The 8,817-nt window shown below is 71.3% G+C and carries 6 protein-coding genes; 1 reads left to right on the top strand and 5 read right to left on the bottom strand.

Annotated elements, in window-relative coordinates; translation table 11 throughout:
- Window positions 1-152: 152 nt before the first annotated feature.
- From ABZV94_RS38185 to ABZV94_RS38165, 5 genes are all read right to left on the bottom strand, one after another.
- Entirely contained in the window at window positions 153-1,388 is a 1,236-nt protein-coding gene (locus tag ABZV94_RS38185) for a branched-chain amino acid ABC transporter substrate-binding protein (protein WP_356349080.1), read from the bottom strand.
- A gap of 290 nt (window positions 1,389-1,678) precedes the next feature.
- A complete protein-coding gene (locus ABZV94_RS38180; RefSeq protein ID WP_356349077.1) occupies window positions 1,679-2,296 on the bottom strand; it encodes a Tat pathway signal sequence domain protein in 618 nt (205 codons plus the stop codon).
- Complete coding sequence (locus ABZV94_RS38175) at window positions 2,293-2,697, bottom strand: hypothetical protein (protein ID WP_356349075.1); 405 nt, start codon at window positions 2,695-2,697, stop codon at window positions 2,293-2,295. Before ABZV94_RS38175 ends, ABZV94_RS38180 begins: the two co-directional genes overlap by 4 nt.
- A 66-nt stretch (window positions 2,698-2,763) precedes the next feature.
- A complete protein-coding gene (locus tag ABZV94_RS38170) occupies window positions 2,764-3,255 on the bottom strand; it encodes a hotdog fold thioesterase (RefSeq protein WP_356349073.1) in 492 nt (163 codons plus the stop codon).
- Between the two features lie 48 nt (window positions 3,256-3,303).
- Window positions 3,304-5,616: an FdhF/YdeP family oxidoreductase gene (locus ABZV94_RS38165; RefSeq protein WP_356349070.1), complete on the bottom strand. Its 2,313-nt coding sequence runs from the start codon at window positions 5,614-5,616 to the stop codon at window positions 3,304-3,306.
- 350 nt (window positions 5,617-5,966) lie between these two features.
- Between ABZV94_RS38165 and polA the strand changes: the two genes are divergently transcribed.
- Entirely contained in the window at window positions 5,967-8,693 is a 2,727-nt protein-coding gene (polA, locus tag ABZV94_RS38160; protein WP_356349068.1) for a DNA polymerase I, read from the top strand.
- Window positions 8,694-8,817: the final 124 nt, after the last annotated feature.

Below are 8,817 nucleotides of genomic sequence, written 5' to 3'. Positions count from 1 at the left end.
CGTCCCTGCCGGTTCCCCCGCTGCGGCGGCTTTTGGTCCCCGCCTGGCCCCCCCTGCTTTGGTACCGGGGGGGGTTGGGGGCGGGTGGCGCGCCCGCGCGGGGCCCCTGGCCACCCCCCCCCCCCGCGGCTCATGAGGGGTTCGGGCGTGGATCAGCCGGTGTAGGTACCGGACTTGACGGGAACCCAGGCACCGTTCTTCACGGCGTACACGGTGAGCTGCTTGTTGGTGGCGTCACCGTACTCGTCGAAGGAGACCTTGCCGGTCACACCGTCGAAGGCCACGCCCTGCATGGCCTCGGTGACCTTGGCGCGGGCGTCGGAGGGCAGCTTGCCGCCGTTGGCGTCGACGACCTTCTTCACGGCCTCGATGATCGCCCAGGCGGAGTCGTAGGCGTAACCGCCGTACGCCGAGTACTCCTCCTTGTAGCCGGCGGCCTTGTAGTCGGCGACGAACTGCTTGGCGGAGGGCAGGTCCTCGACCGGGGCGCCGACGGAGGTGGCGAGGTCGCCGGTGCTCTCGGAGCCGGCCAGCTTCATGAACGTGTCGTCCTTGATGCCGTCACCGCCGACCAGCGGGATCTTGGCGCCGGCGGCCTTGATCTGCTTGCTCAGCGGGCCGGCCTGCGGGTACTCGCCGCCGTAGTAGACGACTTCGGCGCCCGAGTTCTTCACCTTGGTGGCGACGGCGGAGAAGTCCTTGGCGTCCGGGTTGATGTGCTCGGTGCCGACGACCTTGCCGCCGAGCTTCTTGAACTCGTCGGTGAAGGTGGCGGCGAGGCCGGAGCCGTAGGTCTTCTTGTCGTCGATGACGAAGACCTTCTTCTTCTTGGCGGTGTTGAAGACGTACTGGGCGGCGAACGGGCCCTGGATGGCGTCCGTGGTCGCGGTGCGGAAGTACGCCTTGTACGGCCGGACCTTCTTGTTCTGCCAGTCCGGGCCCTGGGTGAGGGCCGGGCCGGTGTTGGCCGGGGAGACCTCGACCAGCTTGGCGTCGTCGAAGACCTTCTGCATCGACTCGGCGACGGAGGAGTTCAGCGGGCCGACGACACCGAGGACGCCCTGCTCGGAGACGAATTTCGAGGCGTTCTGCTGGCCGGCGGACGGCTGCGCCTGGTCGTCGAGCGCCTCGATCTTGAAGGTGACGCCCTTGACGAGCTTCTGCTTGTTGGCGTTGCGGACGGCGAGGTCCGCGGAGTTCTTGATACCGAGGCCCATGGCGGACAGGTCGCCGGTCAGGGGGGCGTCGACGCCGATGACGACGGTGCTGCCGTCGCCGTTGCCGGAGTCGGAGCCCTTGTCGCCGCTGTCGCGCGAGCCGCAGGCGGTGAGGGTGAGCGCTCCCGCCGCCAGCGCGGCGGTGATGGCGATAAGCGAACGTTGACGCACGATCAGTCCTTTCCCCAGGCACAACCGCCTCCCCGTGGAAGCGGCCGAGTCGCGCGCCGCGCTGAATTGGACAATCCGAAGGCGCGGTGACTGGCCGTGACTCTAAGCGTGTGTGGGGAACGTGGAGGAGTGTCTGACCGAGGCTGTGACGCTCTTGTTATGACACGACGTAATGCAGAGCGGTACTTGGTGGGGTGGAAGGTGGAATTCAGGTGGATTCGCACCGTCCGCATTGTGAGAACCCGCAGGACTCGCCTTGATCCTTCCAGGCGTCTCAGCCGTTTTGGTGATTACCCAACATTGTTGCTGCAGGCTACCTGCAGGGCGTGTGAGAGGTCCTGTGCGTAGCGGGGGCCCAGGATGAAGCTCTGTACCTGTATTGCGCGCGTATTACGCAGAGTTACGTCCAGGAAAGGGAGTCCGGCGTTCCTGGGGGCTTTTTCGCATTCCGTCACGTGCATCGTGATCGTGACCTTGCGGGCGGAACCCTCCCTTGTCCGGAACGGAACGGGAGGCTCCGCTCTCAGGGACACCCCCGCGTACGGCTGGGTCACCCGGGTCACGGTGACCGGCGGCCCCGACGCCACGCTCACCAGCACCTCGAAGCTGAAGCTGCGTGGCGGGGCGCTCGCGGGCGCGGTCCGGCCCTCCAGATAGGTCACGTCCACCACCTGCGCCGGGTACGGGACTTGGACGTGCGCGCGGTGCTCGTGCGGGGGTGGCTGATGGGGGCGGGTGGCGTAGAGGTAGCCGCCGCCGGCCAGGGTGACGGCCGTGGTGGCGAGGGCCGCGGTGATGCGCCGGTGGCGGGTGTGGCGGGCGGTCAGGGCCGCGCGCGTCCGGCGGAGTGGTCGGGGGTCCTGGGCGTGTGTGCCTTCTCCGGGCTCCGGCGGGCCGATGCCGCTCATGTCCAGGGACCTCCGCTCGGGGCCCCGTGCCGGTAGCGCGCGGTGCACGCGGTGCGGGCCTGGCGGGCCATCAGACGACGGGCGGCGTCCACGCCTTCCCGCTGCCGCGCCGAGCGTCCCGCCGCCACGACGTCCATGAGGATCTGGTACTGCCCGTGGGACAGGCCCATCGACTGGTAGTCGCCGTAGGTGTCACCGGCGAGCATCCTGCGGGACCAGTAGCCGACGAGCTTCGTGCACAGGTCGGCGGCTGAAGTCGGCTGCGCCGCGACCGTGGTGGGGGCCGGGGAGGGAGCGGAGCCGTCCGGTCCGGTGCAGCCCGCGGTGTACAGCAGCACTGGCAACGCCAGCCCGAGCACCAGGAACCTCACCCCCGGCCGGGGGCCTCCTCGCCGTCCCATGTGCCGAAGCTACGGGCAGGGAGGGCGAGGGGCAACGGTCCGGCAGGGCCCGCGGTGAGGCGGGTCTCAGTTCGCGGCGGACTGCGCGGGCGCACCGTCGCCCGGCCGGACGTCGCGCAGCAGGCAGGTCAGCCGGGCGGTGCAGACACGGCGGCCCTCCTCGTCGCTGATCGCGATCTCGTACGTCGCCGTCGACCGTCCCCGGTGCACCGGCGTGGCCACGCCCGTCACCAGGCCGGAGCGCACCCCGCGGTGGTGCGTGCAGTTCAGGTCCACCCCGACGGCGATCTTCGAGGCGCCGCCGTGCAGCATGGAGCCGACCGAGCCCAGGGTCTCCGCGAGCACCGCGGAGGCGCCGCCGTGCAGCAGGCCGTACGGCTGGGTGTTGCCCTCCACCGGCATGGTCCCGACGACCTTCTCGGCCGAGGCCTCCACGATCTGCACGCCCATCCGCGTGCCCAGGTGTCCGGCCGAGAACAGGGCGGGCAGGTCCACACCGAGTGCCGCGTACTCGTCGAGGACCTCCTGCGGGAACTTCACGTGCTGCTGCTCGCCCATGGGCCGGCTCCGTTCGTCATCCACCTGCTCTGCTCGCTGAGCAAACGCTCAGTCGGTCGCCGATTGTTCCAGACGGCCCCCGGCGGTGCCGGTGTGGTCCTCCAGTCGTACGACGACGGACTTGCTGGCCGGGGTGTTGCTCGTGTCGGCGGTGGCGTCCAGCGGCACCAGCACGTTCGTCTCGGGGTAGTAGGCCGCCGCGCAGCCCCGGGCCGTCGGGTACAGCACGACCCGGAAGCCGGGCGCCCGCCGCTCCACACCGTCCCGCCACTCGCTCACCAGGTCGACGTACGAGCCCTCCGCGACCCCGAGCGACCGGGCGTCCTCGGGGTGCACCAGCACCACCCGGCGCCCGCCCGTGATGCCCCGGTACCGGTCGTCCAGGCCGTAGATCGTGGTGTTGTACTGGTCGTGCGAACGCAGGGTCTGCAACAGCAGACGGCCCTCCGGCAGCGCCGGGTACTCCACCGGCGCCGCCGTGAAGTTCGCCTTGCCCGTGGCGGTCGGGAAGCGCCGCTCGTCACGCGGAGCGTGCGGCAGCGCGAAGCCGCCCGGCCGGGACACGCGCGCGTTGAAGTCCTCGAAACCGGGGATCACGCGCGCGATGCGGTCACGGATCGTCGCGTAGTCCTTCGCGAACTCCTCCCACGGCACGACGCTGCGCTCACCGAGCACCCGGCGGGCGAGACCGCAGACGATGGCCGGCTCGGACCGCAGCTGCGGGCTCGCGGGCCGCAGGCGCCCGCGCGAGGCGTGCACCATGCCCATGGAGTCCTCGACCGTCACGAACTGCTCGCCGCCGTCCTGCACATCGCGCTCGGTCCGGCCCAGCGTGGGCAGGATCAGCGCCCGCGCGCCCGTGACCACGTGCGAGCGGTTCAGCTTGGTCGACACGTGCACCGTCAGCCGCGCGCGGCGCATCGCGGCCTCGGTGACCTCGGTGTCGGGCGAGGCGGAGACGAAGTTGCCGCCCATGGCGAAGAAGACCTTCGCCTCGCCGTCGCGCAGCGCACGGATGGCCCGTACGACGTCGTAGCCGTGCTCGCGCGGAGGTGCGAACCCGAACTCCTTCTCCAAGGCGTCCAGGAACGCCGGCGCGGGCCGTTCGAAGATGCCCATGGTGCGGTCGCCCTGGACGTTGCTGTGCCCGCGCACCGGGCACACACCCGCACCCGGGCGGCCGATGTTGCCGCGCAGCAGCAGGAAGTTGACCACCTCGCGGATGGTCGGGACCGCGTGCTTGTGCTGGGTGAGGCCCATGGCCCAGCAGACGATGGTCCGCTTCGAGGCGAGGACCATGCCGAGGGCCCGCTCGATCTCCGCGCGCGTGAGACCGGTCGCGGTCAGCGTCTGCTCCCAGTCGGCGGCACGCGCGGCCTTCGCGAACTCCTCGAAGCCGTGGGTGTGCTCGCGGACGAACTCCTCGTCGACGGCGCCGTCGGTCTCCAGGATCAGCTTGTTGAGGAGCCGGAAGAGGGCCTGGTCGCCGCCGATGCGGATCTGCAGGAACAGGTCGGTGAGGGCGGCGCCCTTGAGGAGGCCCTGCGGGGTCTGGGGGTTCTTGAAGCGCTCCAGGCCCGCCTCGGGCAAGGGATTGACGCTGATGACCTTCGCGCCGTTGGCCTTGGCCTTCTCCAGCGCGGAGAGCATGCGCGGGTGGTTCGTGCCCGGGTTCTGGCCCGCGACGATGATCAGGTCGGCCTTGTACAGGTCCTCCAGCAGGACGCTGCCCTTGCCGATGCCGATCGTCTCGCTGAGCGCCGACCCGGACGACTCGTGGCACATGTTCGAGCAGTCGGGCAGGTTGTTCGTGCCCAGCTCGCGTGCGAAGAGCTGGTAGAGGAACGCGGCCTCGTTGCTGGTGCGGCCGGAGGTGTAGAACACGGCCTCGTCGGGGGAGCCGAGGGCGGCGATCTCCTCGGCGACGATGTCGAAGGCCCGCTCCCAGGAGACCGGCTCGTAGTGCGTGCCGCCCTCGGGGAGGTACATGGGGTGCGTGAGCCGGCCCTGCTGCCCCAGCCAGTAGCCGCTGCGGCCGGACAGGTCGGCGACGGAGTGCGCGGCGAAGAACTCGGGCGTGACCCGGCGCAGGGTGGCCTCCTCGGCCACCGCCTTGGCGCCGTTCTCGCAGAACTCCGCCGTGTGCCGGTGGTCCGGCTCCGGCCAGGCGCAGCCCGGGCAGTCGAAGCCGTCCTTCTGGTTCACGCGCAGCAGCGTCAGCGCGGTGCGCCTCACGCCCATCTGCTGCTGGGCGATGCGCAGGGTGTGCCCGATGGCCGGCAGCCCCGCCGCCGCGTGCCGGGGCTCCGCGACCTGCGGCGCGTCCTGGACCGGGTCACCCTTGGGCGGCTTCGTCGCCATCGCACGATCCCCTTCGACTGCGTGTGAGAAGTACGCCGACGATCCTCCCACGGCCCGCTGACAGTGCCGCCGGGCGGGCCGGGCGTGCGGGCCGGGCGGGAGGCGGCGGCGGGCGGCGAATCGCTCGCGCGGGACTGCGCGGCGGGCGGCGGATCGCTCGCGCGGGACTCCGCGGCGGGCGGCTCGCGAGGGACTCCGTGGCGCGAGGCTCACGAAGGGCCCTCGTCGCGGCGAGTGGCCACGGTCCGCCCGGGGCGCCGGTCGCCGTGAGTGACCGGGCGGCAGCCGGCCGTATCCCCGCGGCGACCGCCCGGCCCGCACTGTCAGTGGCTCGTGGCAGGATCGGGGACGTGGCAGAGACAGCATCGAAGCAGACCGACAAGACCCCCGGCGGTACCCGTCCCCGGCTGATGCTCATGGACGGGCACTCGCTGGCCTACCGCGCGTTCTTCGCGCTGCCCGCGGAGAACTTCACGACCGCGACCGGTCAGCCGACGAACGCGATCTACGGCTTCGCGTCGATGCTGGCCAACACCCTGCGTGACGAGGCGCCCACGCACTTCGCGGTGGCCTTCGACGTCTCCCGCAAGACCTGGCGCTCGGAGCGGTTCACCGAGTACAAGGCGAACCGCTCCAAGACCCCGGACGAGTTCAAGGGCCAGGTCGAGCTGATCGGCGAACTGCTCGACGCGATGCACGCGCACCGCTTCGCCGTCGAGGGGTACGAGGCGGACGACATCATCGCCACCCTCGCCACACAGGCCGAGGCCGAGGGCTTCGAGGTGCTGATCGTCACCGGCGACCGCGACTCCTTCCAGCTGGTCACCGAGCACACCACCGTGCTCTACCCGACCAAGGGCGTCTCGGAGCTGACCCGGTTCACCCCGGAGAAGGTTTTCGAGAAGTACGGGTTGACGCCCGCCCAGTACCCGGACTTCGCGGCCCTGCGCGGCGACCCCTCCGACAACCTCCCCGGCATCCCCGGCGTCGGCGAGAAGACCGCCGCGAAGTGGATCAACCAGTTCGGTTCCTTCGCCGAGCTGGTCGAGCGGGTGGAGGAGGTCAAGGGCAAGGCCGGGCAGAACCTCCGCGACCACCTGGAGTCCGTCAAGCTCAACCGCGTCCTGACCGAGCTGGAACGCCAGGTGGAGCTGCCGAAGACGGTCGCCGACCTGGAGCGGGCCCCGTACGACCGCAAGGCCGTCGCGATGGTCCTGGACACCCTGGAGATCCGCAACCCGTCGCTGCGCGAGCGGCTCTTCGCCGTCGACCCCGGCTCGGAGGAGGCCGAGGCCACCCCGATCACCACCGACGGCGTCGAGATCGACGGCAGCATCCTGCGCACCGGCGAGCTGGCCCCCTGGCTCGCCGAGCACGGCACCGGACCCCTGGGCGTCGCCACCGTCGACACCTGGGCGCTGGGCACCGGCTCGGTCGCCGAGGTCGCCCTCGCCACGGCCGGGGGAGCGGCGGTCTGGTTCGACCCCGCCGAGCTGGACGAGGCCGACGAGAACGCCTTCGCCGCCTGGCTGGCCGACGCCGCCCGCCCCAAGGTGTTCCACGACGCCAAGAGCGCCATGCGCGTCTTCGCCGAGCACGGCTGGAGCGTCGAGGGTGTCACCATGGACACCGCGCTCGCCGCCTACCTGGTCAAGCCCGGCCGCCGCTCCTTCGACCTGGACGCGCTGTCGATGGAGTACCTGCACCGCGAGCTGGCCCCCGCGGCGGCGGCCGACGGCCAGCTGGCCTTCGGCGCGGACGACGGCGCCGAGGCCGAGGCCCTGATGATCCAGGCCCGCGCCGTCCTCGACCTCGGCACGGCCTTCGAGGGCCGCCTGGCGGAGGTCGGCGCCGCCGACCTGCTCCGCGACATGGAGCTGCCCACGTCCGCGCTGCTCGCCCGCATGGAGCGCCACGGCATCGCGGCGGACCGGCCGCACCTCGAAGCGATGGAGCAGATGTTCGCGGGCGCGGTGCAGCAGGCCGTGAAGGAGGCGCACGCGGCGGCCGGCCACGAGTTCAACCTCGGCTCGCCCAAGCAGCTCCAGGAGGTCCTCTTCGGCGAGCTGGCCCTGCCGAAGACGAAGAAGACCAAGACCGGCTACACCACGGACGCCGACGCCCTGGCCTGGCTCGCCACCCAGACCGACAACGAACTGCCGGTGATCATGCTCCGGCACCGCGAGCAGGCCAAGCTGCGGGTCACCGTCGAGGGCCTGATCAAGACCATCGCGGGCGACGGCCGCATCCACACCACCTTCAACCAGACGGTGGCCGCGACCGGGCGCCTCTCCTCCACCGACCCCAACCTCCAGAACATCCCCGTCCGCACGGACGAGGGCCGGGCGATCCGCCGGGGCTTCGTGGTCGGCGAGGGCTTCGAGTCCCTGATGACCGCCGACTACAGCCAGATCGAACTACGCGTCATGGCCCACCTGTCGGAGGACGCGGGACTCATCCAGGCGTTCACCTCCGGCGAGGACCTGCACACCACCGCCGCCTCCCAGGTGTTCGGCGTCGAGCCCGGCGCGGTCGACGCGGAGATGCGCCGCAAGATCAAGGCGATGTCGTACGGCCTGGCCTACGGCCTGTCCGCGTTCGGTCTCTCCCAGCAGCTGAACATCGAGGCGGCCGAGGCACGCGCCCTGATGGACGCCTACTTCGAGCGCTTCGGCGGGGTGAGGGACTACCTGCGCCGCGCGGTCGACGAGGCCCGCGCCACGGGCTACACGGCGACGCTCTTCGGCCGCCGCCGCTACCTGCCCGACCTCAACAGCGACAACCGCCAGCGCCGCGAGGCGGCCGAGCGCATGGCCCTCAACGCGCCCATCCAGGGCACGGCGGCGGACATCGTGAAGATCGCCATGCTCAAGGTGGACAGCGCGCTGCGGGAGGCGGACCTCAAGTCCCGCATGCTCCTCCAGGTCCACGACGAGATCGTCCTGGAGATCGCCCCCGGGGAGCGGGCGGCCGCGGAGGAGATCGTCCGCCGCGAGATGGCGGGCGCCGTACAGCTCAGGGCCCCGCTGGACGTGTCGGTGGGCGTGGGACCCGACTGGGAGTCGGCGGCCCACTAGCCCCCGGCGCGCGCCGGGGGGAGGCGACCGAGGCGGCGACGGGCCTTGCCGCCCGCGCCGCCCCGGATGCGCACGCCCGGCAGCGGCCTCACCGGTAGGGTCGTCACAACGGAACAGGCCGGCC

Source organism: Streptomyces sp. NPDC004658, from assembly GCF_040609555.1.
Taxonomy (GTDB): Bacteria; Actinomycetota; Actinomycetes; order Streptomycetales; family Streptomycetaceae; genus Streptomyces.
The sequence above is the reverse complement of the archived record's forward strand: the minus strand, read 5'-3'. Positions and strand labels throughout refer to the sequence as shown.

Excerpts from the sequence above, each read along its gene's own strand:
- ABZV94_RS38170 (WP_356349073.1), bottom strand. The coding sequence starts at position 3,255 with ATGGGCGAGCAGCAGCACGTGAAGTTCCCGCAGGAGGTCCTCGACGAG.
- ABZV94_RS38165 (WP_356349070.1), bottom strand. The coding sequence starts at position 5,616 with ATGGCGACGAAGCCGCCCAAGGGTGACCCGGTCCAGGACGCGCCGCAG.
- ABZV94_RS38180 (WP_356349077.1), bottom strand. The coding sequence starts at position 2,296 with ATGAGCGGCATCGGCCCGCCGGAGCCCGGAGAAGGCACACACGCCCAG.
- ABZV94_RS38175 (WP_356349075.1), bottom strand. The coding sequence starts at position 2,697 with ATGGGACGGCGAGGAGGCCCCCGGCCGGGGGTGAGGTTCCTGGTGCTC.